Source organism: Klebsiella sp. MBT K-1, from assembly GCF_002556465.1.
Classification (GTDB): domain Bacteria; phylum Pseudomonadota; class Gammaproteobacteria; order Enterobacterales; family Enterobacteriaceae; genus Klebsiella; species Klebsiella grimontii.
Map to the genome: position 1 here is coordinate 219,913 of NZ_PDEL01000004.1, position 25,202 is coordinate 245,114.

At 53.4% G+C, this 25,202-nt stretch carries 22 protein-coding genes; 9 read left to right on the forward strand and 13 right to left on the reverse strand.

Annotated features, from left to right (window positions below; genetic code table 11):
• Positions 1–22: 22 nt before the first annotated feature.
• Positions 23–3,364 (reverse strand): mechanosensitive channel MscK, encoded by a 3,342-nt coding sequence (gene mscK, locus CMQ96_RS07645; RefSeq protein ID WP_004136058.1) that lies wholly within the window; start codon positions 3,362–3,364, stop codon positions 23–25.
• A 130-nt stretch (positions 3,365–3,494) separates the two neighbouring features.
• The gene (gene acrR, locus CMQ96_RS07650; RefSeq protein WP_004136056.1) at positions 3,495–4,145 is read right to left on the reverse strand and encodes a multidrug efflux transporter transcriptional repressor AcrR; all 651 of its coding nucleotides are present in this window, start codon (positions 4,143–4,145) and stop codon (positions 3,495–3,497) included.
• 142 nt (positions 4,146–4,287) lie between these two features.
• On the opposite strand from acrR, the gene acrA reads away from it, so the two are divergent.
• The 5 genes from acrA (at position 4,288) to maa (ending at position 10,466) form a co-directional block, all read left to right on the forward strand.
• Positions 4,288–5,481, forward strand: a complete 1,194-nt coding sequence (acrA, locus tag CMQ96_RS07655; protein WP_004136054.1) for a multidrug efflux RND transporter periplasmic adaptor subunit AcrA — start codon at positions 4,288–4,290, stop codon at positions 5,479–5,481.
• Positions 5,482–5,503: 22 nt separating this feature from the next.
• Positions 5,504–8,650 carry a multidrug efflux RND transporter permease subunit AcrB gene (gene acrB, locus CMQ96_RS07660; protein WP_004848339.1) on the forward strand — a complete coding sequence of 1,049 codons (3,147 nt, stop codon included), beginning with the start codon at positions 5,504–5,506 and terminating at the stop codon, positions 8,648–8,650.
• 468 nt (positions 8,651–9,118) lie between these two features.
• Positions 9,119–9,493 carry an Hha toxicity modulator TomB gene (gene tomB / locus CMQ96_RS07665; protein WP_004129911.1) on the forward strand — a complete coding sequence of 125 codons (375 nt, stop codon included), beginning with the start codon at positions 9,119–9,121 and terminating at the stop codon, positions 9,491–9,493.
• A gap of 26 nt (positions 9,494–9,519) precedes the next feature.
• Positions 9,520–9,738, forward strand: coding sequence for an HHA domain-containing protein (locus CMQ96_RS07670; RefSeq protein ID WP_004099646.1), 219 nt, complete (start codon positions 9,520–9,522; stop codon positions 9,736–9,738).
• A gap of 161 nt (positions 9,739–9,899) precedes the next feature.
• Positions 9,900–10,466, forward strand: a complete 567-nt coding sequence (gene maa / locus CMQ96_RS07675) for a maltose O-acetyltransferase (RefSeq protein WP_004136050.1) — start codon at positions 9,900–9,902, stop codon at positions 10,464–10,466.
• On the opposite strand, the gene CMQ96_RS28860 is transcribed toward maa, so the two are convergent.
• Positions 10,438–10,572, reverse strand: a complete 135-nt coding sequence (locus CMQ96_RS28860; protein WP_223226911.1) for a hypothetical protein — start codon at positions 10,570–10,572, stop codon at positions 10,438–10,440. The two genes, maa and CMQ96_RS28860, sit on opposite strands and share 29 nt — an antisense overlap.
• 20 nt (positions 10,573–10,592) lie before the next feature.
• Between CMQ96_RS28860 and CMQ96_RS07680 the strand changes: the two genes are divergently transcribed.
• Complete coding sequence (locus CMQ96_RS07680) at positions 10,593–11,063, forward strand: YlaC family protein (RefSeq protein ID WP_004136048.1); 471 nt, start codon at positions 10,593–10,595, stop codon at positions 11,061–11,063.
• Here CMQ96_RS07680 and CMQ96_RS07685 read toward each other — a convergent pair.
• The gene (locus CMQ96_RS07685) at positions 11,038–12,492 is read right to left on the reverse strand and encodes a PLP-dependent aminotransferase family protein (RefSeq protein WP_098066517.1); all 1,455 of its coding nucleotides are present in this window, start codon (positions 12,490–12,492) and stop codon (positions 11,038–11,040) included. The genes CMQ96_RS07680 and CMQ96_RS07685 overlap by 26 nt on opposite strands.
• Before the next feature lie 100 nt (positions 12,493–12,592).
• Between CMQ96_RS07685 and CMQ96_RS07690 the strand changes: the two genes are divergently transcribed.
• Positions 12,593–13,291: a GNAT family N-acetyltransferase gene (locus CMQ96_RS07690; protein ID WP_098066518.1), complete on the forward strand. Its 699-nt coding sequence runs from the start codon at positions 12,593–12,595 to the stop codon at positions 13,289–13,291.
• Here the strand turns inward: CMQ96_RS07690 and ykgO are convergent.
• The 3 genes from ykgO to CMQ96_RS07705 all read right to left on the reverse strand — a co-directional run bounded on the left by ykgO (position 13,288) and on the right by CMQ96_RS07705 (position 14,876).
• Positions 13,288–13,428, reverse strand: a complete 141-nt coding sequence (gene ykgO, locus CMQ96_RS07695) for a type B 50S ribosomal protein L36 (protein ID WP_003859006.1) — start codon at positions 13,426–13,428, stop codon at positions 13,288–13,290. The two genes, CMQ96_RS07690 and ykgO, sit on opposite strands and share 4 nt — an antisense overlap.
• Positions 13,428–13,691, reverse strand: coding sequence for a type B 50S ribosomal protein L31 (locus CMQ96_RS07700; protein WP_004129897.1), 264 nt, complete (start codon positions 13,689–13,691; stop codon positions 13,428–13,430). The genes ykgO and CMQ96_RS07700 overlap by 1 nt, the downstream gene beginning before the upstream one ends.
• 111 nt (positions 13,692–13,802) lie before the next feature.
• On the reverse strand, positions 13,803–14,876 hold the full coding sequence (locus CMQ96_RS07705) for a LacI family DNA-binding transcriptional regulator (protein WP_049085240.1): 1,074 nt from the start codon (positions 14,874–14,876) through the stop codon (positions 13,803–13,805).
• 269 nt (positions 14,877–15,145) lie between these two features.
• Between CMQ96_RS07705 and CMQ96_RS07710 the strand changes: the two genes are divergently transcribed.
• Positions 15,146–16,417, forward strand: a complete 1,272-nt coding sequence (locus CMQ96_RS07710) for a maltoporin (RefSeq protein ID WP_014228201.1) — start codon at positions 15,146–15,148, stop codon at positions 16,415–16,417.
• Between the two features lie 123 nt (positions 16,418–16,540).
• Here the strand turns inward: CMQ96_RS07710 and CMQ96_RS07715 are convergent, their stop codons facing one another.
• The 6 genes from CMQ96_RS07715 to CMQ96_RS07740 form a co-directional block, all read right to left on the reverse strand.
• The gene (locus tag CMQ96_RS07715) at positions 16,541–16,855 is read right to left on the reverse strand and encodes a glucose PTS transporter subunit EIIB (protein ID WP_004136039.1); all 315 of its coding nucleotides are present in this window, start codon (positions 16,853–16,855) and stop codon (positions 16,541–16,543) included.
• A gap of 65 nt (positions 16,856–16,920) precedes the next feature.
• A complete protein-coding gene (locus tag CMQ96_RS07720) occupies positions 16,921–18,978 on the reverse strand; it encodes a beta-galactosidase (protein WP_004136037.1) in 2,058 nt (685 codons plus the stop codon).
• 31 nt (positions 18,979–19,009) lie between these two features.
• Complete coding sequence (locus CMQ96_RS07725) at positions 19,010–20,212, reverse strand: arabinogalactan endo-beta-1,4-galactanase (protein ID WP_024359028.1); 1,203 nt, start codon at positions 20,210–20,212, stop codon at positions 19,010–19,012.
• A 4-nt stretch (positions 20,213–20,216) separates the two neighbouring features.
• Positions 20,217–21,068, reverse strand: a complete 852-nt coding sequence (locus tag CMQ96_RS07730) for a sugar ABC transporter permease (protein WP_004136033.1) — start codon at positions 21,066–21,068, stop codon at positions 20,217–20,219.
• 10 nt (positions 21,069–21,078) lie between these two features.
• Positions 21,079–22,386 carry a carbohydrate ABC transporter permease gene (locus tag CMQ96_RS07735; RefSeq protein ID WP_004136032.1) on the reverse strand — a complete coding sequence of 436 codons (1,308 nt, stop codon included), beginning with the start codon at positions 22,384–22,386 and terminating at the stop codon, positions 21,079–21,081.
• A gap of 56 nt (positions 22,387–22,442) precedes the next feature.
• Positions 22,443–23,675, reverse strand: a complete 1,233-nt coding sequence (locus CMQ96_RS07740; protein WP_098066520.1) for a maltodextrin ABC transporter substrate-binding protein — start codon at positions 23,673–23,675, stop codon at positions 22,443–22,445.
• A gap of 353 nt (positions 23,676–24,028) precedes the next feature.
• Between CMQ96_RS07740 and CMQ96_RS07745 the strand changes: the two genes are divergently transcribed.
• Positions 24,029–25,138 (forward strand): ABC transporter ATP-binding protein, encoded by a 1,110-nt coding sequence (locus CMQ96_RS07745; RefSeq protein ID WP_004099610.1) that lies wholly within the window; start codon positions 24,029–24,031, stop codon positions 25,136–25,138.
• Positions 25,139–25,202: the final 64 nt, after the last annotated feature.

Here is a 25,202-nt window from a genome sequence, read left to right on the forward strand (position 1 = left end):
CATACCCACCGCCCCATTATGCTTAGCCCATCGTCGGCGAGGCATCGCCGCCTTTATCCCGCTTCACCTCTGTGACTTCATCGCCTTTCTCATTGCGCAGATGAACCTCAAGCTGGTTAAAGGCGATATCAATATTGTTCTCGCGACACAAGCGATCGATAGCGCGGTTAAGCTCATCCACCGCGTAGCTGCGATCGCGAAGTTCACGCACGTACAGGCGCAGTTCATGATCGAGCGTACTGGCGCCGAAGGTGGTAAAGAAGACCGCTGGCGCGGGCTCTTGCATGACTTTCGGATGCTCATGCGCGGCCTGGAGCAGCACTTCTTTGACCTTATCCAGGTCAGAACCATAGGCCACGCCAAGGCGGATGACCACGCGGGTGACGGTGTCGGAAAGCGACCAGTTAATTAAGCGTTCCGTCACGAAGGCCTTATTCGGAATAATGACCTCTTTACGGTCAAAATCCGTAATGGTCGTGGCGCGAATGCGGATTTTGCTGACGGTACCGGAGAAGGTACCAATGGTCACCGTATCGCCAATGCGCACCGGGCGCTCAAAGAGAATAATCAGACCGGAAACAAAGTTACCGAAGATCTCCTGTAAGCCAAACCCTAAACCAACCGACAGGGCGGCCGCCAGCCACTGAAGTTTGTCCCACGAAACGCCCAACGAGCCAAATACCGTCATCGCGCCAATAACAATAATGGCGTAATTAAGAATGGTCGTAATCGCATACGACGCCCCCTGGCGCATATTGAGCCTCGATAGCACCAGCACTTCCAGCAGGCCCGGCAGGTTGCGAATCAACGCCCAGGCGACCATCGACGCGACAATCGCGAACAGCAGGCTGCCCATGGTGACGCTTTTCACGGCGCTGACGCCGGCCTCCGTACCGTTGTAATGCCACAGCGTAATACTGTCGAGATAGGCGAAGACGGTGATCAGATCGGACCAAATCGCCCAGAACAGCACGGCAAATAGCGCGATCATCACCAGCATCGTAATACGTAGCGTTTGTTGGTTAACCTGCTCCAGGGCAATGGTCGGTTCTTCCTGGGGTTCGGCTCCTTCTGCCCCCTCTTTAACCAGATGCTGACGACGCGCCAGCGCCCGGCGCCAGGCAATACGCCGGGCGGCCACGCTCAGGCCGCGCAGAACGGTCTGGTAAAGCAGGTTCCACAGCATCACCAGATAAACGGTTTCAATCCAGCGGCCTGCCAGACGCAGCGTGGTGTAGAAGTAGCCGGTTGCCGTCAGCACCATCAGGGCGATGGGCACTATCGATAGCACGGTGACGGTGATAAGGCGCAGGCTATGGGATTCTTTATCGCGCCAGCTTTCGCGGCACATCGGCAGGACAAGCACCGCGATCAGCAGCAGGTTGAGGAAAATCACGAACTGCCCGAGCACGTCATCCATCAGATGCAGCGGCGACAGTTCCGACATCACGGACCAGAAGTTCAGCGGCAACAGGGCAAGGCTTACGCGGACAATCTGCCGCCGCCAGTGGCTGGTCAACTGCGACGGCATATTAAAGTGGCTCACCGCCACACCGTCTTTTTCCAGCACCTTCCAGCACAGGCCAAACACCAGCCAGAACAGCGCCAGCTTCTTGCTATAGGCCCACAGCAAATCGCTGATATTCAGCTGCATCGTCAGCAGAATCAGACCAATGGCCAGAATCACCAGTACCACAGGCAGCGCGCGGATCAGATCGATCAGAATCGCTTTCGGCGTGTGGAGCTGAGTATCATTGCGCAGCTGCCCCACCTGTGAAGCCAGCTTCGCCTGATACGCTTTCAGCCAGTTAAGGCGCCAGCGAATCAGACCGGCAATCAGCAGCAACGGCAGGCCGGCAAGGAAAGCGATAAATACCGCAGGCCAGGCTTTTTCCCAGTTAACGGTGATTTTCATCGCCTTAAACTGTCCTTTCAGCGCTTCCGGGAAGGATTTAACCCACTCCCAGTCCATAGGACGGTTGCTGTTTACCCAAAAAATCTGCTGCGTCAGAATGGCTTTCAGGTTGGTCGACACGCTCATTAACTGCTGCTGATTGATCTGCAGGTTAATGGCCATCATCAGCTGGTTACCCAGCTGTTTGTTAAACTGATCGAGCAGCTCACGGCGCATATCAACGATTTCGAGAAGCGCGTCATGCACCTCGGGATTCACCTCGCTGCTATGCCCCTCCTCCAGCTTCGCGACGTACGCATCGCTCTGGAACAACGCATCGCGCTGCTGGTTAACCTCAAACTGCTCGAGGCGCAGGTCAGCGATGCGGTTTGTCATGTCGCTCAGCTCCTCCGCAGAGGGCAGCGTTTGCTGCTGCTGATAAAGGATACGCGACAGCAGAAGGCTACCTTTCAGCACGGAGATCTGCTCTTTTATATCACGCTCGGATTGCAAAGCGCGATCGAGCCAGGTCTTCACTTTGATATTGCGCTGAACCAGCTGATTACCATTTTCCGTCGCTGAAATAAGCCTTTCGCTAAGCTGGTGGTTAATATCCAGCTCCTGCTTCACCAGCGGATTGGCCTGAATACGCGCCGTTTCGTCCGGGGACACGGCTTCCTGAGCCGTCTTTTCCGTCAGCGTCAGGCGCTTGCTATTCACCGCTTCCTGCAATAACTGCAGCTGGTGTTCCAGGCGATTGCTGTAGGCGGTGACGTAATCACGCTGCTTTTGCAGGGTATCCTGCAGCACCGTGTTGCCTTCCAGGCTTTTGCGCTGTTGGTCTATCTGCGCATTCAGCAGAGCCTGCTGCGCCAGCAGCAAATTCTGCTGGGTAGGACGCAGCGTCTCCTCGCCCGTCGAGGTGCCGTTCAGACGATTACGGATCTGCTGCAGCTGCTGCGAAGCGGAATACATCGCATTCTGCACGCGTTCCGGCTGCGTCTGTAGAGAAACGAGCTGGCTGTTGTAGGTTGCCAGGTCGTTCTGCGCGTTTTGCAAATCGTCCAGGGTCTGGGAGACACGCGATTCCAGTTGACGTAGCGATAACGTGCTCAGCGTTTTACGCGTCGCCTCATCATCGGGAACATCGCTTAGCGCGTTCAGGCTATCGATAGCCTGATTCATTTTCGCTGGCGCCTGAGTCACCTGCTGACGCAGCTGCGTCGTTTCCGACTTAATGCGTTCAATTTTATCGAGGGTTTCCAGGGTCTGGGTCAGGTCCTGCTGAACCAGCTTGTCCTGCGGGGTCAGATCCTTTTGCTTATTCAGCGTCGCGAGCTGGCTTTGGACCTCAGAACGTTCAGGTAAATCAGCCGCCAGCGCCGGGTTAACGCTAATACAGCCAATAAAAAACATCAGGGTAAGAACAACAGCGGATATGGCGTTTCGCCAACGGATAGTATGCAGCATAGTGTTAACATGAGTGATTGCAAAAGCCGGAGAATACCGGGGATCGTCGCAGCGCGAAGAATAGCACTTCTGTTATCGCGCGAATAGCGGCGGACAGCAGGAAAAATGTCCCTGATGTCCGCAAGGAGACTTAAGCTTCCCGTTCTTCGGAACCGCGTAAGGAGGGGCAAAATTGATACATTTCAAGCAGCGTTTCGACATAAGCCCGCGCCTCTTTGCGCAGATCGAAGGCGTTCGGCGCCAGCAGCCAATTTTCCATTAGGCCAGAAAGGTAGCTGCGCATTAAAATCGCCGCCCGGCGGGTCAATAAATTCGCGGGCAGCATCTTCGCCGCAATGCACTCTTTTAATGTTTGTTCAATACGATCGTAGCTATCAAGGCATAAACTTCGCTGCGCTTCCTGCAGCGTGACCATCTCACCGACGAATTCACATTTATGGAAGATGATTTCCATCATCAGGCGTCGGCGTTCCTCTGTCACCGTTGCTTCAAGGATATACACTAAGATCTCTCTGATAACTGACAGTGGATCGTTGGGGAATTTTGCCCGATACTCAACTTCGAGATCGTTGATGTTGGCTTCAGAAAGTACCCATATTTCATTAAATAAATCTGATTTATTTTTGAAATGCCAATAGATAGCGCCCCTCGTCACACCGGCCTCTTTTGCAATTGCGGCCAGCGAGGTGGATGATACCCCTTGCTGCGAAAACAAACGCAGAGCAACATCCAAAATATGTTGCCGGGTCTCAAGCGCCTGTTGTTTGGTTTTTCGTGCCATAGGTCGATGAGTTTACAGAGGTTACGTTTACATACATTTATGAATGTATGTACCATAGCATGACCATAATAGAAACACAGCAGTGGGTTTGTGGTCGATTGAGCCACTGAACAATTTGAAATTGGACACTCGAGGTTTACATATGAACAAAAACAGAGGGTTAACGCCTCTGGCGGTCGTTCTGATGCTCTCAGGCAGCTTAGCGCTAACAGGATGTGACGACAAACCGGCTCAGCAAGGGGCCCAGCAAATGCCGGAAGTCGGTATTGTGACGCTCAAATCCGCTCCTCTACAAATTACTACCGAACTGCCAGGCCGTACCAGCGCCTATCGCGTTGCGGAAGTTCGTCCTCAGGTCAGTGGCATTATTCTTAAACGTAACTTCACCGAAGGGAGCGATATCCAGGCGGGCGTGTCTCTTTATCAAATCGATCCGGCGACCTATCAGGCCACGTATGAAAGCGCGAAAGGCGATTTAGCCAAAGCGCAGGCAGCGGCAAATATGGATCAGTTAACGGTTAAACGTTATCAGAAACTGTTGGGCACTAAGTACATTAGCCAACAGGATTACGATACTGCCGTGGCGACGGCTCAGCAGAGCAACGCTGCCGTAGTCGCCGCCAAAGCTGCGGTTGAAACCGCGCGCATTAATCTGGCCTACACCAAAGTCACCTCGCCAATCTCCGGCCGCATTGGTAAATCCGCCGTCACGGAAGGCGCTCTGGTGCAAAACGGGCAAACCACCGCGCTGGCGACCGTGCAACAACTGGATCCTATCTACGTTGACGTGACGCAATCGAGTAACGATTTCCTGCGTCTGAAACAAGAGCTGGCCAACGGCAAGCTGCAGCAGGAAAACGGTAAAGCGAAGGTTGAACTGGTCACTAACGACGGTCTGAAATACCCGCAGAACGGTACGCTGGAGTTCTCTGACGTCACCGTTGACCAGACCACCGGTTCTATCACGCTGCGCGCTATTTTCCCGAACCCGGATCACACTCTGCTGCCCGGCATGTTCGTCCGCGCACGTCTGGAAGAAGGGGTAAACCCTGATGCGTTGCTGGTTCCTCAGCAGGGCGTAACCCGCACTCCGCGTGGCGATGCCAGCGCTATGGTTGTCGGCGAAGGTGATAAAGTCGAAGTTCGCCAGATTACCGCCACTCAGGCTATCGGTGATAAATGGCTGGTCACCGAAGGGCTGAAAACGGGCGATCGCGTCATCATAACCGGTCTGCAAAAAGTCAGACCTGGTGTGCAGGTTAAAGCGCAGGAAGTCGTTTCTGACGATAAACAGCAAGCCGCAGGCAACGCTCAGTCAGAACAACCCAAGTCTTAACTTAAACAGGAGCCGTTAAGACATGCCTAATTTCTTTATCGATCGCCCCATATTTGCGTGGGTGATCGCCATTATCATCATGCTGGCTGGGGGGTTGTCGATCCTCAAGTTGCCGATAGCGCAATATCCGACGATTGCGCCGCCGGCAATTTCCATTACAGCCATGTACCCCGGTGCCGATGCTGAAACCGTGCAGAACACCGTGACCCAGGTTATCGAACAGAACATGAACGGTATCGATCACCTGATGTACATGTCTTCTAATGGCGACTCCACCGGTACAGCAACCATTACGCTAACCTTTGAATCCGGTACCGATCCGGATATTGCCCAGGTACAGGTGCAGAACAAGCTGGCGCTGGCGACACCGCTGCTGCCGCAAGAAGTTCAGCAGCAGGGTATCAGCGTTGAAAAGGCATCCAGCAGCTTCCTGATGGTTGTCGGCGTTATCAATACCAACGGCACCATGAATCAGGATGACATTTCTGACTATGTCGCCGCCAACATGAAGGATGCGATTAGCCGTACCAGCGGCGTCGGTGACGTGCAGCTGTTTGGTTCCCAGTACGCCATGCGCATCTGGATGGATCCGAACAAGCTGAATAACTTCCAGCTGACGCCGGTTGACGTTATCAGCGCCCTGAAAGCGCAGAACGCCCAGGTTGCAGCAGGACAGTTAGGCGGTACGCCGCCGGTGAAAGGCCAGCAGCTGAACGCCTCCATCGTGGCGCAGACTCGTTTGACCAATACTGAAGAGTTCGGCAACATTCTGCTGAAGGTTAACCAGGACGGTTCCCAGGTGCGTCTGCGCGATGTCGCGAAGATTGAGCTGGGTGGTGAAAACTATGACGTTATCGCGAAGTTTAACGGTCAGCCCGCCTCTGGTCTGGGTATTAAATTAGCGACCGGCGCGAACGCGCTGGATACCGCCAACGCCATTCGTGCCGAACTGAAGAAAATGGAGCCTTTCTTCCCTTCAGGCCTGAAGATTGTTTATCCGTATGACACCACGCCATTCGTGCAGATCTCCATTCACGAAGTGGTGAAAACGCTGGTTGAAGCAATCATTCTGGTGTTCCTGGTCATGTATCTGTTCCTGCAGAACTTCCGCGCAACGCTGATTCCGACTATCGCCGTGCCGGTCGTATTGCTGGGGACGTTCGCTATCCTCGCGCTGTTCGGCTTCTCGATAAACACGCTCACCATGTTTGGTATGGTGCTCGCCATAGGCCTGCTGGTGGATGACGCCATCGTGGTGGTGGAAAACGTCGAGCGTGTGATGGCCGAAGAAGGGCTACCGCCGAAGGAAGCCACGCGGAAATCAATGGGCCAGATTCAGGGCGCGCTGGTGGGTATCGCGATGGTGCTTTCCGCGGTGTTTATCCCGATGGCCTTCTTCGGCGGTTCTACCGGTGCGATTTACCGTCAGTTCTCGATCACTATCGTTTCCGCGATGGCGCTGTCGGTACTGGTGGCACTCATTCTGACCCCGGCGCTCTGCGCCACGATGCTGAAGCCCATCCAAAAAGGCAGCCATGGCGCAACCACCGGCTTCTTCGGTTGGTTTAACCGCATGTTTGATAAGAGCACGCATCACTACACCGATAGCGTAGGCAACATCCTGCGCAGTACCGGTCGTTATCTGGTGCTGTATCTGATCATCGTTGTCGGCATGGCCTGGCTGTTCGTTCGTCTGCCGAGTTCGTTCCTGCCGGACGAAGACCAGGGCGTATTCCTGAGCATGGCGCAGCTGCCAGCGGGCGCAACTCAGGAGCGTACCCAGAAAGTTCTGGATGAGATGACTGATTACTATCTCACCAAAGAGAAAAACAACGTTGAATCGGTATTCGCCGTTAACGGCTTTGGTTTCGCGGGTCGTGGGCAGAACACCGGCATCGCGTTCGTCTCTCTGAAGGACTGGAGCCAGCGTCCAGGCGAAGAGAACAAAGTTGAAGCGATTACCGGGCGCGCAATGGGCTATTTCTCGCAGATTAAAGACGCAATGGTCTTCGCCTTTAACCTGCCGGCAATTGTTGAACTGGGTACCGCAACGGGCTTCGACTTCCAGCTGATCGACCAGGCAGGATTGGGCCACGAAAAACTGACTCAGGCCCGTAACCAGCTCTTTGGTATGGTCGCGCAGCATCCTGACGTCTTAAGCGGCGTTCGTCCAAACGGCCTGGAAGATACTCCGCAGTTCAAAGTGGATATCGATCAGGAAAAAGCGCAGGCTCTCGGCGTGTCTATCAGCGACATTAACACGACGCTTGGCGCAGCATGGGGTGGGAGCTACGTCAACGACTTCATTGACCGCGGTCGTGTGAAGAAAGTGTATATCATGTCTGAAGCGAAATACCGTATGTTGCCGGAAGATATCGGTAACTGGTACGTACGCGGTAGCGATGGACAGATGGTGCCCTTCTCCGCCTTCTCAACTTCACGCTGGGAATACGGCTCACCGCGTCTGGAGCGTTACAACGGTCTGCCATCGATGGAAATCCTCGGCCAGGCGACACCGGGTAAGAGTACCGGTGAAGCGATGAACCTGATGGAAGAGCTGGCGGGTAAACTGCCTGCGGGCATTGGCTATGACTGGACCGGCATGTCTTACCAGGAACGGTTGTCAGGCAACCAGGCACCTGCGCTGTACGCCATCTCGCTGATTGTCGTCTTCCTGTGTCTGGCTGCGCTGTATGAAAGCTGGTCGATCCCATTCTCGGTAATGCTGGTCGTTCCGCTGGGGGTTGTGGGTGCACTGCTGGCTGCCACCTTCCGCGGATTGACCAACGACGTTTACTTCCAGGTTGGCCTGCTGACCACCATCGGCCTGTCGGCGAAGAACGCGATACTTATCGTTGAATTCGCCAAGGATCTGATGGATAAAGAAGGCAAAGGCCTGATTGAAGCAACGCTGGAAGCCGTTCGTATGCGTCTGCGTCCGATTCTGATGACCTCGCTGGCGTTCATCCTTGGGGTAATGCCGCTGGTTATCAGCTCCGGCGCAGGCTCCGGCGCGCAGAACGCCGTCGGTACTGGCGTAATGGGCGGGATGGTGACCGCGACGGTTCTGGCGATTTTCTTCGTGCCGGTGTTCTTCGTGGTCGTGCGTCGCCGCTTTAGTAAGAAAAATGAGGATATTGAGCACAGCCATCCGGTTGAGCATCATTAATCTCTCTTCACAGGGCCGCATACGCGGCCCTTTTCTTTTCTCTGATTTAAAGCGCACGGATTGTTATTGTTTATTTTATAACCTGAGATATAATATTTAATGATGAGTCGTGGTGCTTATCTCCGTTTTTTCTCTGCGACTTTCCTTCCCGTTTGCCCTAACTCAGAATATTCTCAATCACTGACTTTATGTATGGTTGTCTTCGTATAACGGCAAAACGCAGCGGCTAACTTGATGAAATATAAGGTCAGTGTTCGTTTTTACCGATCGGGGTAACGGCACGATATAATAAAGACCGAGGCATCGAAGATAAATGGACGCTGATAATTGTAATTTTTCGTAATAGCACGATGAAATCTTTTTAAGAGTGGATTATAGTTAAACAGCAAGATTACAATGTATGTGTCAGGTCTGTTAGTCGTGTTCATCCCACAACGGTCGTTTAAACCACTCAAAAGGGGATGCGTTATGGACGAATACTCGCCAAAAAGACATGATATTGCGCAGCTTAAATTTCTCTGCGAAACCCTGTATCATGACTGTCTTGCAAACCTGGAAGAGAGCAACCACGGCTGGGTTAATGACCCGACCTCGGCTGTCAATCTTCAACTTAATGAATTGATCGAGCACATTGCCGCGTTCGCGCTTAATTATAAAATTAAGTATGCTGAGGATAATAAGCTGATTACTCAGATTGACGAATATCTGGATGACACTTTCGTCTTGTTCAGCAACTACGGCATTAACAGTGCGGATCTGCAGAAATGGCGCAAATCTGGCAATCGGTTATTCCGCTGCTTTGTCAACGCCAGTCGGGAAAACCCGGCCAGTCTTTCTTGTTAGTATTATTACAATCAAAAGGTGAATTTATGTCTGATAAAACATTAACCAAAATAGACTATTTGATGCGCTTACGACGCTGTCAGACAATTGATACGCTGGAGCGCGTAATTGAAAAAAATAAATATGAACTTTCCGATAATGAACTGGCGGTATTTTACTCAGCGGCCGACCATCGTCTTGCCGAACTGACGATGAATAAACTGTATGACAAGATCCCGCCTTCAGTCTGGAAATTTATCCGCTAGTTTATTTCAAATGAAAGTCATACATCTCGTGTCGAAAACGCCCCGCTTTGGTGATGATAATAAGTGTGATAGTGCTCACAGATGTTGGCTTAATGCACAGATGAAACCGGTTTCTTTTTATACTATGGCGGCCTGACGATAAGGAAATAGGGGAAGCGTCCATGAGTGAAGAGAAACAAAAAATGATTGCCGGCGAACTGTATCTGGCAGGTGACGCCACGTTGAAAGCCGATCGCCTGCGGGCCAGGCAACTGTTGCACCGCTACAATCATTCGGCGCCTGAAGAACATGAATTAAGAAAAGCATTATTGTCTGAACTGCTTGGGCACGCGAGCGATGCGTATATCGAACCCACTTTTCGCTGTGACTACGGCTACAATATCTCCCTCGGCAAAAATTTCTACGCGAACTTTGATTGCGTCATGCTGGACGTCTGTCCGATTCAAATTGGGGATAACTGCATGCTGGCGCCGGGCGTACATATTTATACCGCCACGCATCCCCTTGACCCCGTCGATCGCAATAGTGGTCAGGAGTACGGAAAACCCGTCACCATCGGGCATAATGTGTGGATTGGCGGCCGGGCAGTCATTAATCCTGGCGTGACTATCGGCGATAATGCCGTGGTGGCTTCAGGTTCCGTGGTAGTAAAAAATGTGCCAGCCAACGCCGTCGTCGGCGGAAACCCGGCACGGATTATCAAAATGCTGGAGAGCGAAAAACGGTAACTGTTATGCTTTTCTGCAACCAATCTGTTACTTTCCCCCTGGATTTACGCAACATAAAATACCCCCCAGGCTGAGCCCGGTTTGTCACGCCTGCATACGGGCTCATGGCAGAATTTGGGGAATAAGATGACAGAAATACAGCTGCTGCTAAAAAGCACCATTGATGAACTTAATGTGAAAGAGAAGCGCGACAATCGTCCGCGCTTTAGCATTAGCTTTATTCGCAATCACCCATGGCTTTTTGTCGCCATGTACGCGGCTTTCCTGGCCACGCTTATTGTGATGCTTCGTTCCGAAACGCTGGTGGATTCTGTCTGGCTGTTAATCGTGTTATTTGTTCTGCTAAACGGTTTCTTCTTCTTTGACGTCTATCCGCGCTATCGTTATGAAGATATCGACGTTCTTGATTTTCGCGTTTGCTACAACGGCGAATGGTATAACACCCGGTTTGTCCCTGAACAACTGCTCGAACGCATTCTGCAATCGCCACGCGTCGGTCGCGATCAGAAGGCGCAGCTACAAAAAATGATCGCCACCAAAGGCGAACTCTCATTTTACGATGTGTTTTCCCTTACTCGCGTCGGTTCTGCGCAATAAGACGATTGAGCGTCCGTACCGCAGCAATAAAATGTGAGGCGGACGTATTTCCGTAGCCCAGAACCAACCCGCTTCGCGCCGTTTTTGCATCAAGATAAAAACGGCTTAATGCCCCGGGCGCCAGCTGAAACCGCCGGGCCTGCTGCGCAATCGCCTGGTCATCCACGTTGTCGATAGCGACGGTCAGGTGCAAGCCCCCCTCGCCGCCCAAGAGTTCATAAGGATGGTTAAGTTCTTGAGCCAGGACGTCCCGCAGCTGCTGCTGGCGTTTGCGGTACAAACGGCGCATGGCGGCCAAATGACGTGCGTAGTGCCCCTCTTCAATGAACAACGCCAGCGCCTTCTGTTCAGCCCGGTGCCCGCCGCGTAATAGCGCCCCAATGGCGCCTTGTGCAGCGTCCGCCAGCGCGGGAGGCATCACCATAAAACCGATGCGCAGCGCTGGAAACAGCGTTTTGCTGAACGTCCCCAGATAAACCACCGGCCCGTGCTTCGCCATCCCCAGCATGGCCGGAATGGGCTCGCCGCTATAGCGAAATTCGCTGTCGTAATCATCCTCAATAATCCACGAATCATACCGGCGGGCATATTCCAGTAACGCCAGTCGTCGCCCGGCGCTCATTACGGCTCCGCAGGGGTACTGATGTGAAGGTGAAGTAAAGATCAATCGCGGCGCTTCGCTATCATCAGAGGTATCAAAACGCATTCCTTCACGATCAACCGGTACGCCCTTTATATGAAGCCCTGATTTGAGAAAGATGCTTTTTGCTCCCGGATAACCGGGCTCTTCCACCCATGCCCTATCGCCGGCTACGCTCAGCAGGTGCGTGCATAAATCGACGCCTTCCAGCGCCCCTTCAGTAATCACAATCTGGCTGGCTTCGCAGCGGATCCCCCGGGAGAGCGCGAGGTGCCGGGCAATGGCTTTTCGCAGTACGAGCTCTCCCTGCGCATCGCCGTAGCCCAGTAATGCGCTGGCCTCTTCGCGCAGTACCCGATCGAGCAGTCGACGCCAGATGGAAAGTGGAAAGTAATTAACCGCAGGCATTCCCGGCGTAAAGAGCAGCGTGGGCGAATCACGGTGAATTGCTGCCGGCAGTCCCTGTAAATATTCAGGGAGCACAATAACGCGCGCCTCAATGTCCCCTTCTCCCTGAGACCTCAAGGGCGCGACGTACGTCCCCTGGCGACTACGCAATAGATATCCTTCTATCGCCAACTGCTCCAGCGCGCTGTTGATGGTATTGCGCGACAGCCCCAGATGCTGCGCCATGGCGCGCGAACCGGGTAGACGACTATCGCCCGCCAGCGTGCCCTGCAAAATAGCCTCGCGCAGTTGCTGATAGAGGGTACGCTGTAGGGTTTCACTTCCCTTACCGCGCAGGGCCTGCTCGAGTAAAGTAAAAAAAGCATCATCCGGAATATTCATCACCGCTCCTCGTGGCACCATAAAAACATACTCTTATGGCACTTTTTATGGAACCAACAAGTGCTTAATCTCATGGCATTCGCCCACAAAGGAAACCCCCATGAGCCATCTTAATCAATTCGATCAGCCCGTTGGCGCTGCCCTGCCCGACTGGCAGCCCCGTCAGCATCCCGAGAGGTTGAACCTGCAGGGTCGCCTTTGCCGGCTTGAGTCATTGCGCTCCACGCACGCCGGTGCGCTGTTTGACGCCCATCGACTGGCCCCGGATACGCGAAGCTGGACATGGCTGCTGCGTGAGCCGGATAACAGCGTCGAGGAATATCGCGCGTGGATAGAGAGCGTGGCCATGCAGGCCGACCCCATTCACTTTGCGGTGATAGATCAGCAGACAGACCAGCCCATCGGCTCACTGGCGCTGATGAGAATCGATGCCAAAAATGGCGTTGTTGAAGTCGGCCACGTTCACTTCTCGCCTCTGTTGAGCCGGACGGCGATGGCAACCGAGGCCCACTGGCTGCTGATGCACTACGTATTTGCTACGCTCGGCTATCGTCGCTACGAGTGGAAATGCAACAGCCTGAACGAGCCTTCACGCCGGGCGGCGCTGCGGCTGGGGTTTCAGTATGAGGGACGCTTTCGTCAGGCGCTGGTGATAAAGGGCCACAACCGCGATACCGACTGGTTTTCGATTATCGATTCCGAGTGGCCACAGATTGACAGAGCAATGCGGCAATGGCTGGCCGCCGACAACTTTAGCGCCGACGGCCAGCAGTTACGAACGCTGGAGAGCTTCCGTTAACGTCTTTTCTTGCGGCCCTGTACGGCCTTAAAGCGGGGATTGCTTTTGCAGATAACGTACAGCCGCCCCTTTCGTTTAACGATCTGGCAATCCGGGTGGCGCTGTTTCGCGCTACGTAGTGAGTTGAGTACCTGCATTATTTGCTCCTCTTCGCATCAATAAAGCCGCCGAAGCGCTGGCGGAAACGTGCGGTGCTGCCTTCGTTGTTGAAGGCCTTCTGTTTACCGGTGTAATACGGATGCGATTTGGAGGAGACGTCGAGCGTCACGTAGGGATACGTCTCGCCATCCAGCTCAATCTCACGCTCGGTGCGGATCGTTGAACCGACTTTAAAGAATTCGTTAGCGCTGGTATCGTGAAAAACCACCGTACGATAATGCGGATGAATATTGGGTTTCATAGCGACCTCAATCATTATGTTATAACATAACAATATCGTACGCCGTGCGAGTCTAAAGATCAACCCTGAGAATGAGAAGGATTATGGGCGGCACAGGCCGCCCGTTACGGATCAAGGGCTCAGCTGATGCGCCAGGGCCCTGAGCTGTTCGGCAATAGACTGCAGGTCTTTGCCGGGCTCCGTTTTCGGCCCGGTAGAGTGGCGCACGACCAGACGGGCCGGAAGAATAGAAGAAGTATGGGAGGTTTCGTTATCGCCGCTATCGAGAAGGCGCCGAACGGCCTCTTTTCCCTGTAAGTCAAGATCCAGCGAAACGGTGGTTAGCGCCGGGTAAAAGAACGAACTTTCATAGGTATCATCATAACCAATAACCGACTTTTCCCCCGGGATCGGTACCTGATGCTGGTGAAACGCGCTAAGCACGCCCAGCGCCATCTGATCGTTCCCCACCAAAACGGCGGTAAAGTTTGGCGTCTCCCGCAACATTTGCAGCGCGCCGGCATAGCCGCTCTGCGCATCCCAGTTACCGCGAATCACCGTGACCGGCTGTAGGCCATAACCTTCGAGGGTTTCTAGCCAGCTTTTCAAACGCAGTTTGGCCGATACCGAGCTTTCCGGACCGGCCAACAGCGCTATCTCCCGATGCCCCATTTCATAGAGATATTTGACGCTGGCTCGGGTGCCGTCCGCCGGGTTAAACGAAACGTTAAACACAGAGCTATAGGGATCGACATCTAAAAACAGACAAACGATATCATCGTTATCAGCGGCAATTTTCTGAGCCTGATCAGTCTCCAGCGGCACGTTGATGATGACCTTATCCACCAGTTGAGACTTAAGTTCATTAATGGAATCTTGAATGCTTTGATTGACGCTCTCATCAATCATTGAAATGAGCACCTGATAACCTTCCACATTCGCATAGCGTTTTACCGCCGCGGCCACCTGGGAAGGCGCATGCAATGCGAGGGAGATCGTAACCAGGCCCACGGTACGGCTTTGCTTGCCTACCAGCTGTTGCGCCAGGCGGTTTGGGACATAGCGTAGCTCCTCAATGGATTTCTCCACCTTGCTGCGCGTGGCTTTGGATACATTAGCAGATTTGTTGAGTACCCTGGACACGGTCTGATAGGAGACGCCCGCATGGCGAGCAACGTCTTCTAAGGTCGCGCTTTTAGACTTCATGGTCCGGTTCCTTATGTTGTTATCCCTGAATTGTAACAGGGGCAATGTAAAAAAACGCTCATTGCCGCCTCCCCCGAACAACAATCAGCATTAAAAGTATTACGCTCACAATACAACAAATTGTGAATGGACTCACCACTCGTAACAAAACCCGCTAATTTATTTGCAGTTAATCACACTATAGCGATCATTCAATTGCCTGAATTTTGGTTTAGGCATTTTATAACATCGGTTATGTGAACGTAATACAAAACAATAAGAGGATAGACATGAACACTACGCTGCGCACACTCTCCGCTGCGTTGGCCGCTGCGCTGATTTCACCATCCGTGTTTGCTGCTTCCGCCACGCTTCCGGGTATCGATTTTCATGGCTATATGCGCGCCGGGGTTGGGGTCTCCGGCGACGGTAGTCAGGCCGAATGGCAAAAAAACAAAATTGGCCGTCTGGGTAACGAGTCCGATACCTACGGCGAGCTGGAGTTGGGCTCGGAGGTCTACAAGAAAAATGACGTGAGCTTCTATCTCGATAGCATGGTCAGCATGGTTTCAGACGGTTCGAACGATAACGAAACCACGCTCGATGATGATGCGCAGTTCGGCCTGCGCCAGCTCAACCTGCAAATTAAAGGGCTGGTCCCCGGCGATCCGAACGCGGTCATTTGGGGCGGTAAACGCTACTACCAGCGCCACGATCTGCACATCATTGATACCAAATACTGGAACATTTCCGGATCCGGCGCCGGGATCGAAAACTATACCCTCGGCCCTGGCGCCGTCTCATTTGCCTGGATCCGCGGCGACGCGAATGACGTTGACTACCGCGTCGACGGCGACAGCAACGTGAATATTAACTACCTTGACCTGCGCTACGCAGGCTGGAAGCCATGGGCCGGGTCGTGGACCGAATTTGGTATCGACTACGCGATGCCTAACACCACCAAAAAGCAGGACTCCTACGGCGGCCTGTATGATGCAGAAAACGGCGTCATGCTAACCGGTGAAATCAGCCAGGATATGCTGGGCGGTTACAACAAAACGGTGCTGCAGTACGCAAACAAAGGGCTGGCGCAGAACATGGTTTCCCAGGGCGGCGGCTGGTATGACATGTGGAACTACGTCAATGACGCCACCGGCTATCGGGTGATCAATACCGGTTTAATTCCGATCACCGAAAAATTCTCTATTAACCACGTTCTGACCTGGGGCTCCGCGGACAACATCACCGATTACACGGATAAAACGCGCATGCTGTCGCTGGTAGCTCGCGGACAGTATCAGTTCACCGAATATGTACGCCTGATTGGCGAAGTAGGCGGTTTTTACCAAAAAGATAGCTACAAGAACAATACGGACTATAAGCAGGCCGGTGAGAAATACACCATCGCGCTGGGCCTGGCCGATGGCCCTGACTTTATGTCTCGCCCGGAACTGCGTATTTTCGCTTCTTATCTGAATGACTCAGAAAATGGTAAACCGTTCGAAGATCAAACTGCCAATAATACGTGGAACTTTGGTGTCCAGGTCGAAGCCTGGTGGTAAGAGTAGCTAAACTGTTTTATCTCCAACTGTAAGGTCGTTAATTACCCTCCGGTAATGATTATTGCCATTGAATGCTTTGTTTTATTTTCGGGATAACCCATTATTGCGTTATCCCGTTTTATTTTATTTACGGCTGGCAAAGTGTTCGTCAAGTAATTGTCGCAAAGCATCCGACTGCTTACCGAAAATAGCATGCACCTGCTGCCCAAGAATAATCACGCCAAGCGCGCCCTGCTGCTGTAGTCCCTGAGAGTCAACAATCGACAGATTGTTCACCGTGACGCGCAAGCGGGTAATACAGGCGTCAACGTTGATGATATTTTCCTCACCGCCGAAAGCCTGAATTAACCGTTCAATCTGTTGTTGTTCCGCAGGGCTTAACGTTACCGCCGGACGAGACTGGGAGAAGTAATTCAGAAAGGATTTTAAACTCACCATAATAGACTCCTGATAAGCAGATAAAAAAACGCCTGCTCGCAGGAGCAGGCGCGGATAGAGAGAAATTACGCGTGACGACTGAGGATGCGGCAATCCCATGCTTTTAAGATCAACGGCGCGTTCAGGGCCGTGCCGGTGAGGGTATCCTGATAGCCCTGCGGTAAGGTCACCTGCTGCTGCTGCGCGCTGTAGTTTTGCAGGAACACGTAAGTAGTCTCACCGTCCGTGCGCGCGGTCGCCACCACGCCCGGCGGGAAATCGGCCTCCACCGCGCGCGGCAGCGCCAGCTCTTTACTTATGGCGCTGAAGAAGTCCCGCTGGAAAGCCAGATCGTTGCGCGAAGCGACGTGCCAGGCCTTGCCTTTACCTACGTGATTGACGGTGACCGCCGGTCTTCCCGCGTAAAAATCATCGCGGTAGGTCGCCAGCGGCTGCGCCGTTTCGGCGTGGATCAGTTCACACAGATGGCGTACCTGATACGGCCCCTGCAGCCCCCCTTCATTGCCCGCCAGCCCCTGTACCAGATTACGTTCGCCATCGTTCAGGCAGTCAATCTCTTCCGCCCAGATGCCCAGCAGCTTGCGCAGCGGACCCGGGAAGCCGCCGAGATAGCACAGGTCCGATTCGTTAACAATTCCCGTCCAGTATGTTGTAACTAAGTGGCCGCCGTTGGCCACAAACGCTTCCGCGCGTTCGGCAAAGCCGTCGCGAACCATATACAGCATCGGGGCAATAACCAGCCGATAAGCGCTCAGGTCAACGTCAGCATCAATAATATCTACCGCAATCCCCTGTTCCCAGAACGGACGATAGTGCTCGTTGACGGTATTTTCATACTCCATCCCGAGATTACGCGGCCCCTGAGCATCATCCAGCGCCCAGCGGTTTTGCTGGTCAAAGATAATCGCCACTTGCGCATCCGTCCGGCAGCCCACCACGCCCGGCAGCTGGCTTAACATCTCGCCAAGCTTAGTCACTTCACGGCCCACGCGCGTATCCAGGTGACCGACGTGATCGATAATTGCGCCATGGAATTTCTCTACCGAACCGCGACTCTTACGCCACTGGAAATACTGTACCGAGTCAGCCCCGTGCGCTACCGCCTGCAGAGAAGAGAGAATATGCATTCCCGGTTTTTTCAGCTTGCTGGTCGGCTGCCAGTTAGTCGCGCTCGGCGTGGACTCCATCAGGACAAACGGTTTTCCGCCCTTCAGGCTGCGCATCATATCGTGATACATGGCGGTGTAGCAGGCCAGCGTGGTTTCATCTTTATCGCGATGCCACATGGGGTAGCTGTCCCACGAGATGAAGTCCAGCGCCGGCGCCAGCTGCCAGTAGTCGTAATCGTAGAAATACTCCATAAAGTTGGTTGTCACTGGCAGCTCAGCATTCGCCGCTTTCAGCGGCGCAATTTCGTGGCGGCAGAAATCCGTCACCTGAGCGGTATTGAAGCGATGCCAGTCAAGGTTCAGACCATGAATGGAGACTTCCCCCTGCGGAGCCGGGGATTCGATCTGCGACCAGTCGCTATAGGTGTGGCTCCAGAAGGTGCTCCACCAGGCGTGATTAAGATTATCCAGCGTTTCATAGCGCGCTTTCAGCCAGTCGCGGAAACGCTCCTGGCACAGGCTACAGTGGCACTCGCCGCCATACTCATTGGAGATATGCCAGCCCAGCACCGCCGGATGCTGCGCGTAGCGCTCCGCCAGCAGGGTGTTAATTTTCAGGGTTTTCTCACGATAGACCGGCGACGACATACAGTGGTTGTGACGCCCACCGTGCAGCGCAGGCACGCGATCGCGACCGACGCGCAGGACCTGAGGGTACTTTTGCGACATCCACGCCGGGCGCGCGCCGCTTGGGGTCGCGAGAAAGACGTGAATTCCGGCGGCATACAGTTTATCCAGGATACTGTCCAACCAGCCAAACTCAAATACGCCTTCCTGAGGTTCAAGTTTCGCCCAGCTAAATATTCCTACCGACATGACATTACATTTTGCCTGCTGCATCATGGCAATATCTTTATCGATAATATCGGGATAGTTCTCCCACTGCTCCGGGTTATAGTCGGCGCCATGCAATAGCGCATTGACCTTCGGACTCAAAGGCGCAAATTTTTTCATAATAAACATCCTGAAGTTTAAAGCTGAATAATTAATTAAATACCTTCATCGACGGCAACGCTTTCCCCTGGCAATCAAACAGCGCCTGATTTTCCCGGGCATTCCCCTCTTTCCACTCATCGTGGATATATTTCATTCCGGCAGGCGTCGCCCAGGTATTTCCCGGCACGGCAATCCACGTCGGCTCCCAATAAAAAATACCTTTACCGCGGTGGCCCGGTACGTCCGCAACGGCCTGCATTAAGTCGTGAATATAATTATATTGCCCCTGTATGGTGGCAGGATAACCGCCATCCTTTTCCTCTTTTGCCTGGAAACTATTTTCGGCGTTGTCGCAGTTTTCCAGGGTATAGGCATAAGCGGCCTCTACCACAATCACGTCTTTGTTATAGCGCTTGCTGATATCATCCATATTAGCCTTCAGTGCGCTAATCGGGCCATTCCAGTAGGTGTACATCGACAGACCAATAATGTCGTAAGGCACGTTGCGCTTGCTGATTTCATCAAACCACCAGCGGAAGGTGTCGTTTTTCGTGCCTTCGGCCAGGTGAAGCATAATTTTAACCTGCTCACCGGCGGTGAGGTTTTCCTTCAGGCCATCGATGGCGGCATTAAGCAGCCCCGCCAGGCGATCGAACTCGCCGCCGCCCTGCCCCCAGCTTTTGCCTTCCGGCCACAGCATACCGCCGTTGATCTCGTTGCCGATCTGCACCATATCCGGCAGTACGCCCTCCTGCTTAAAGCGGGCAATCGTATCGCGGGTGTAGTCATGAATGGTGGTTTTCAGCTGCGGATAATCCATTTTCTCCCAGGCCTTCGGCTTGAACTGCTTGCCGGGATCGGTCCAGAAATCGCTGTAGTGAAAATCAAGCAGCAGCTTCATCCCCTGTGCTTTTGCCCGCTTCGCCAGCGCCAGCGTCGCCGCCAGATCGTTATCGCCGCCGCCGTAGCGCTGACCCTGGGCGTCTTTTGGATCGACCCACAGGCGCAGGCGAACATAGTTCACGCCGTCGGCCTTCAGAATCGCGATCGGATCCTGCTGCTGATTATTGTGGTTAAAAAACTTTGCGCCATGCTTTTCCGCGTCCAGCAGCGTGGAGATATCCGCGCCTTTAATAAAATCAGCGGGCATGTTGCTAAACGCTTTGGTTTGTAGCGCGTCCGCTGCCAGCGTACTGGCGGAGAAACAGCATGCCAGAGAAACAGCAAGCCACGCGGGTGTTAATCTTTTCATGGGGTTATCCTTTTGTACTGCCAGAGGTGAGGCCGGAAACAAAGTATTTTTGTAGCGCCAGATAGAGAATCGCTACCGGCACGGCAATCAGCACCGCGCCCGCCGCGTAGGTGGTGTAGCTGGCGCCCATTTTCTGCGCCACCAGGTTATACAGGCCGATCGGCAGCGTGTACTTATCCGGGGTACGCAGAATGGTGCTGGAAAGGATGAAATCCCCCAGCGGGCCGGTAAACGAGAACAGCGCCACCACCGCCAGAATCGGCTTCGACAGCGGCATAATGATTTCGAAGAAGATGCGGAAGCTGCTGGCGCCATCCATCCGCGCGGACTCATCCAGATCTTTAGGGATCGCGTCCAGGTAGCCCTTCATGAGCCAGGTATTCATCGGGATCATGCCGCCCACGTAGATCAGCACCAGCGCCAGATGGCTGTTGATCAGCCCCAGCAGCTGAGAGAGAACAAAGATCGCAATCAGCGCCGAGAACTGCGGGATCATCTGCAACAGCAGAAATAACATCAGCCCGTTCTGCCGCCCTTTGAAACGAAAGCGCGAAAACGCGTAGGCGGTGAAGCTCACGCTGATTAAGGTCAACACCATGGTCATGAAGCTGATTTTCATCGAGTTCCAGTACCAGGTGAGATAATTCACATTGCCGTTAAACAGATCCGCGTAATGCTGGAACGACAGGTTTTCAGGAATAATCGACGTACTCAGCAGACTGTTCCCGGCGTTCAGCGACGCCCCTACCGTCCAGACCAGCGGGTAAATAATCATCGTCGACACAAAGATGACCACTAGCCAGGTGAGTGACAAGCGAATCCACTTTTCGCGTTTAATACTCGGTGATTTAGCCATGTTGCTTCCCTTACGCCATGTCGTCGTTTTTGAAGGATTTCGTGGCGCGGAACTGCCACAACGCCAGGCCGACGACAAAAATCGACAGCAGGATCGTGATGGTCGCCGCGATAGCGTATTGCGAAGACGACATGGTCAATTTGTAGATCCACGACACCAGAATATCCGTACCGCCGGCATTCGACCCCGCTACCGCCGGCCCGCCGTTGTTGAACAGGTAGATGATGTTGAAGTTGTTAAAGTTGAAGGTGTACTGAGTGATGATGATCGGCGCAATAGAGTAGAGCACCAGCGGCAGAGTAATGGTCCGCAGGCGGGTAAACGCGCTGGCGCCATCCATGGTGGCCGCTTCATACAGATCGTCCGGGATCGCCTGCAGGACGCCGGTGGTCATGGCGAAAACAAACGGGAAACCCAGCCAGGTCTGCATCATGATCAGCGCCGTCTTGGTCCAGAACGGGTCGGTCAGCCACGCCTTCGGACTGATGCCAAAGAAGGACAAAATGGCGTTGTTAATCACCCCGAATGAATCATTGAACATGCCGGCAAAAACCAGAATCGTCACGAATCCCGGTACCGCCCACGGCAGAATGAAAATCGTACGGATCATCGGCTTAAAGCGCAGATCTTTCTGGTTGACCAGAATCGCCAGCAGCACGCCGACGGTACATTGCAGGGTCGTCGCCAGCAGCGTCCACACCACCGTCCACTGCAGCACATCAAAGAAGGTCGAACGCCAGATGGATAATGTGAAGATGTTGATGAAGTTTTTGAATCCCACCCAATCCACCAGCTTCGCCGGCGGCGTGTGGTAAAGATTGTAGTTAGTAAAGGCGATAGCAAAACCAAACAGGATCGGGAAGATGACCACAAACACCAGCAGTATGAAGCCGGGCGTGATCATCAGATACGGGAAACCCTCGCTGAGCAGCATCTGATACTGCTTGCGTACGCTATTCAGCGCCACGCCTTCATCGCGCTTTTTGCCGTTAACCCAGGCGTCGCGCAGCGAGAGGAAATAGACCAACACACCGAATGCGATAATCAGTACGCTGATTATCCCTTCCGCCAGCAGGAAAATAGAGTTATCCCGCGGGACTTCCTCGCCTAAGGTATATAACCCCCACAGGCCTTCGCTGAGAAAGTCATAGAAAATACTCATAAAACTGCTCAGCAGCACCAGGAAGACGATCCCCTTCAGCCACTGGCGGTGATAAAACTGCCCAAAACCCGGCACGATAGCCAGCAACAGGCCGCACCACGCATGGCGTCCTGCGCCGCGCGCTTCGGCAATATTTTCGCTGGGATTGATAATCACACACGACTCCTTCTGAAAACGGGAGGATGACCCTCCCGTTCTGTTACATCACCGGATTATTGATTGCTGGCCTGCATGGCTTCGATCTGCATCTTGATCTGCTTCTCTGCGTTATCGAGCGCCGCCTTCGGTTCCTGTTTACCGGTCAGGCTAAGCTCCAGCGCGGCGTTCGCCGGGCCCCATACTTCGCCCATCTCCGGGATCCCCGGCATCGCCGTCGCCCGCGCTGACTGCACCGCCACCGCGCTGGCTTTTTCGTCATTCTTAATCAGCGGATCGTCAATCATGGCCTTCAGCGGCGGGATTTCCCCGGTGGCGACATAGCGCGCTTTTACGTACTGCGGCTGGTTGATGAACTCGATAAACTGCTGCGCCAGCGCTTTATCTTTACTCCACGTCGAGACCACATAGCCTTTCACACCGAGGAAGGAGCTCATCGGTTTGCCGTCCGGCAGCGTCGGCAGAGGCGCGACGCCATAATGAATGCCTGCCGCTTCATACGGCTGGAAAGCCCACGGGCCGTTAATCACCGCTGCCGCTTTCTTCTCGGTGAACAGCGAGTCGATGGCGTTCAGCCCGTTATCGCCGAGGATCCCCGCCGGGAAGACCTTGTCGGTGTAGAATTTTGTCAGGAAAGTCACCGCTTCGACCGCGCCTGGCTTATTCAGGCCAACATCCTGCGGGTTGAAGCCGCCCTTATCATTTTTGCCAAAGATATAGCCGCCCATCGGACCGATGGCGCCCCAGCTGTAATAAATTTGGTCAAACTTCGCCAGCAGGCCGTACTTACCCTCTTCGCGCTGCTTCTTCGAATAGTCGAACCACGCCTGCAGGCTATCCAGCGGCTTGTCGATCAGGTCTTTGTTGTAAATCAGCACCAGGGTTTCCACCGCTTTCGGTACGCCGTAAAGCACGTTATCCATATGGAAAGCGTTGATTGATGCTGGCGTAAAGGCCTCCTGCTTCGCCTGGTCCAGCGTCAGGGGAGACAGCAGCCCCTGGACGACCGCACCGCCTAGCTGGTCATTAGGGATCACCAGCACGTCCGGGCCAATGCCCGCCGGGCCATCAAGGCGCAGCTTTTCCAACTGCTGGGCATACGGCATTTCCTGCACGTTCACCTTAACGTTGAACTGCTTTTCAAAATCATTTACCGCAGCCTTAATGCCGTCGGATTTTTTGATGTCTTCCCAGACGTTGAGCTGTCCGGCCGCGTGCGCCTGCAGGCTCACCAACTGCCCGGCAGCCAGAGTAGTAAGGATCAGTGCAGCAAGAGTGTTCTTTTTCATTATCAACCTCATGTGAAGGTATAACAATTTAATGGTTTTTATTGGGCGATGTGACTTCCGAAAATCTTTCAGTTAACTGATAAACGGTGATTCATAAACAAATATGCCGTTATTCCTGATTTGTTATACGGTACGCTTTGAATGCTGACAAAACTACTGAAAGCTGCCAGTTGTGTGATCATGATTGCAGAAATGAAACATCGATATAGGGTGCTAAAACTCTGGAAGTTATAGTCACTACATGATTTTAGTGTCGTTGAGCATCGCTCGGCTGAATTGTTACACGTTATACAAATAGCGCGTCGCAGCCCAAATCCCAACGGCAAAAACGGCTACTAACCCGGGGAATGTTGATGTCCAATATACGACTGAGGAATGTCACCAAACGGTTCGGCAGTACAGTGACGCTGCATCAGGTAAACCTTGATATTGAAGATGGCGAATTTGCGGTTTTCGTCGGTCCGTCAGGCTGCGGCAAATCAACGCTGCTGCGAATGATTGCCGGTCTCGAAGAGGTGAGCGAAGGTGAAGTACTGATAGGCGATGAGGTCATGAACGACGTCGTTCCCGCCCATCGCGGCGTCGCCATGGTATTCCAGTCCTATGCGCTCTATCCGCATATGACGGTAGCGGAAAATATGGGCTATGGCCTGAAGGTGAATAAAGTGCCAAAAGATGAAATTCGCCGCCAGGTTGAAATGGTGGCAAAAACGCTGCAGCTCTCTCATCTGCTGGATCGCAAACCTAAGCAGCTCTCCGGCGGCCAGCGCCAGCGCGTGGCGATCGGTCGCGCCATCGTGCGTAATCCACGGGTGTTTATGTTTGATGAACCCCTCTCCAACCTTGATGCCGAGCTGCGCGTTGAGATGCGCCTGCATATTGCTAAACTGCATCATGAACTCAAAACCACCATGGTTTATGTTACCCACGATCAGGTTGAAGCGATGACGCTGGCCGATAAAATCGTGGTGATGAACTACGGCAAAGTTGAGCAGATGGGTTCGCCGATGTCGCTGTATTACAACCCGGTCAATAAGTTCGTTGCGGGATTTATCGGTTCGCCGAAAATGAACTTCCTGCCCGCGACGGTCACCGCATGGCAGCCGGGCCAGCTTAGCGTCAAGATGGCGCAAGATCACAATCTGACGCTCAATATCACCACATCGCCGCTGCAGCCCGGCGCTGCCGTTACCCTCGGTATTCGTCCTGAACATCTCTCAACCGATGTGAATATCGGTACCGTGGTTGAGTTTCAATGTGAAGTCGTCGAGAGACTGGGTAACAACACCTATCTGTTCGGCCAGTGCTACGGCCACGATAACGTCAAAATTCTGCTGCCCGGCGACGTTCATTTCCGTCCCTGGCAGAAAATCAGCGTCGCGTTCGACGATCGCTACTGCATGGTCTTCGACGAAAATGACCTGCGGATTAGCGCCGACATCGCCGCGCCGGACGCTCATTAAACGCAACATCTGATTGTCATGATTGCGCTTTAGAATATGAATCTGTGCTGACAACGCTTATTGC

What these genes read in the sequence shown, in the direction of transcription:
- mscK (WP_004136058.1), bottom strand. Translation starts at nt 3,364, where the DNA reads ATGCTGCATACTATCCGTTGGCGAAACGCCATATCCGCTGTTGTTCTT.
- acrR (WP_004136056.1), bottom strand. Translation starts at nt 4,145, where the DNA reads ATGGCACGAAAAACCAAACAACAGGCGCTTGAGACCCGGCAACATATT.
- acrA (WP_004136054.1), top strand. Translation starts at nt 4,288, where the DNA reads ATGAACAAAAACAGAGGGTTAACGCCTCTGGCGGTCGTTCTGATGCTC.
- acrB (WP_004848339.1), top strand. Translation starts at nt 5,504, where the DNA reads ATGCCTAATTTCTTTATCGATCGCCCCATATTTGCGTGGGTGATCGCC.
- tomB (WP_004129911.1), top strand. Translation starts at nt 9,119, where the DNA reads ATGGACGAATACTCGCCAAAAAGACATGATATTGCGCAGCTTAAATTT.
- CMQ96_RS07670 (WP_004099646.1), top strand. Translation starts at nt 9,520, where the DNA reads ATGTCTGATAAAACATTAACCAAAATAGACTATTTGATGCGCTTACGA.
- maa (WP_004136050.1), top strand. Translation starts at nt 9,900, where the DNA reads ATGAGTGAAGAGAAACAAAAAATGATTGCCGGCGAACTGTATCTGGCA.
- CMQ96_RS28860 (WP_223226911.1), bottom strand. Translation starts at nt 10,572, where the DNA reads ATGAGCCCGTATGCAGGCGTGACAAACCGGGCTCAGCCTGGGGGGTAT.
- CMQ96_RS07680 (WP_004136048.1), top strand. Translation starts at nt 10,593, where the DNA reads ATGACAGAAATACAGCTGCTGCTAAAAAGCACCATTGATGAACTTAAT.
- CMQ96_RS07685 (WP_098066517.1), bottom strand. Translation starts at nt 12,492, where the DNA reads ATGAATATTCCGGATGATGCTTTTTTTACTTTACTCGAGCAGGCCCTG.
- CMQ96_RS07690 (WP_098066518.1), top strand. Translation starts at nt 12,593, where the DNA reads ATGAGCCATCTTAATCAATTCGATCAGCCCGTTGGCGCTGCCCTGCCC.
- ykgO (WP_003859006.1), bottom strand. Translation starts at nt 13,428, where the DNA reads ATGCAGGTACTCAACTCACTACGTAGCGCGAAACAGCGCCACCCGGAT.
- CMQ96_RS07700 (WP_004129897.1), bottom strand. Translation starts at nt 13,691, where the DNA reads ATGAAACCCAATATTCATCCGCATTATCGTACGGTGGTTTTTCACGAT.
- CMQ96_RS07705 (WP_049085240.1), bottom strand. Translation starts at nt 14,876, where the DNA reads ATGAAGTCTAAAAGCGCGACCTTAGAAGACGTTGCTCGCCATGCGGGC.
- CMQ96_RS07710 (WP_014228201.1), top strand. Translation starts at nt 15,146, where the DNA reads ATGAACACTACGCTGCGCACACTCTCCGCTGCGTTGGCCGCTGCGCTG.
- CMQ96_RS07715 (WP_004136039.1), bottom strand. Translation starts at nt 16,855, where the DNA reads ATGGTGAGTTTAAAATCCTTTCTGAATTACTTCTCCCAGTCTCGTCCG.
- CMQ96_RS07720 (WP_004136037.1), bottom strand. Translation starts at nt 18,978, where the DNA reads ATGAAAAAATTTGCGCCTTTGAGTCCGAAGGTCAATGCGCTATTGCAT.
- CMQ96_RS07725 (WP_024359028.1), bottom strand. Translation starts at nt 20,212, where the DNA reads ATGAAAAGATTAACACCCGCGTGGCTTGCTGTTTCTCTGGCATGCTGT.
- CMQ96_RS07730 (WP_004136033.1), bottom strand. Translation starts at nt 21,068, where the DNA reads ATGGCTAAATCACCGAGTATTAAACGCGAAAAGTGGATTCGCTTGTCA.
- CMQ96_RS07740 (WP_098066520.1), bottom strand. Translation starts at nt 23,675, where the DNA reads ATGAAAAAGAACACTCTTGCTGCACTGATCCTTACTACTCTGGCTGCC.
- CMQ96_RS07745 (WP_004099610.1), top strand. Translation starts at nt 24,029, where the DNA reads ATGTCCAATATACGACTGAGGAATGTCACCAAACGGTTCGGCAGTACA.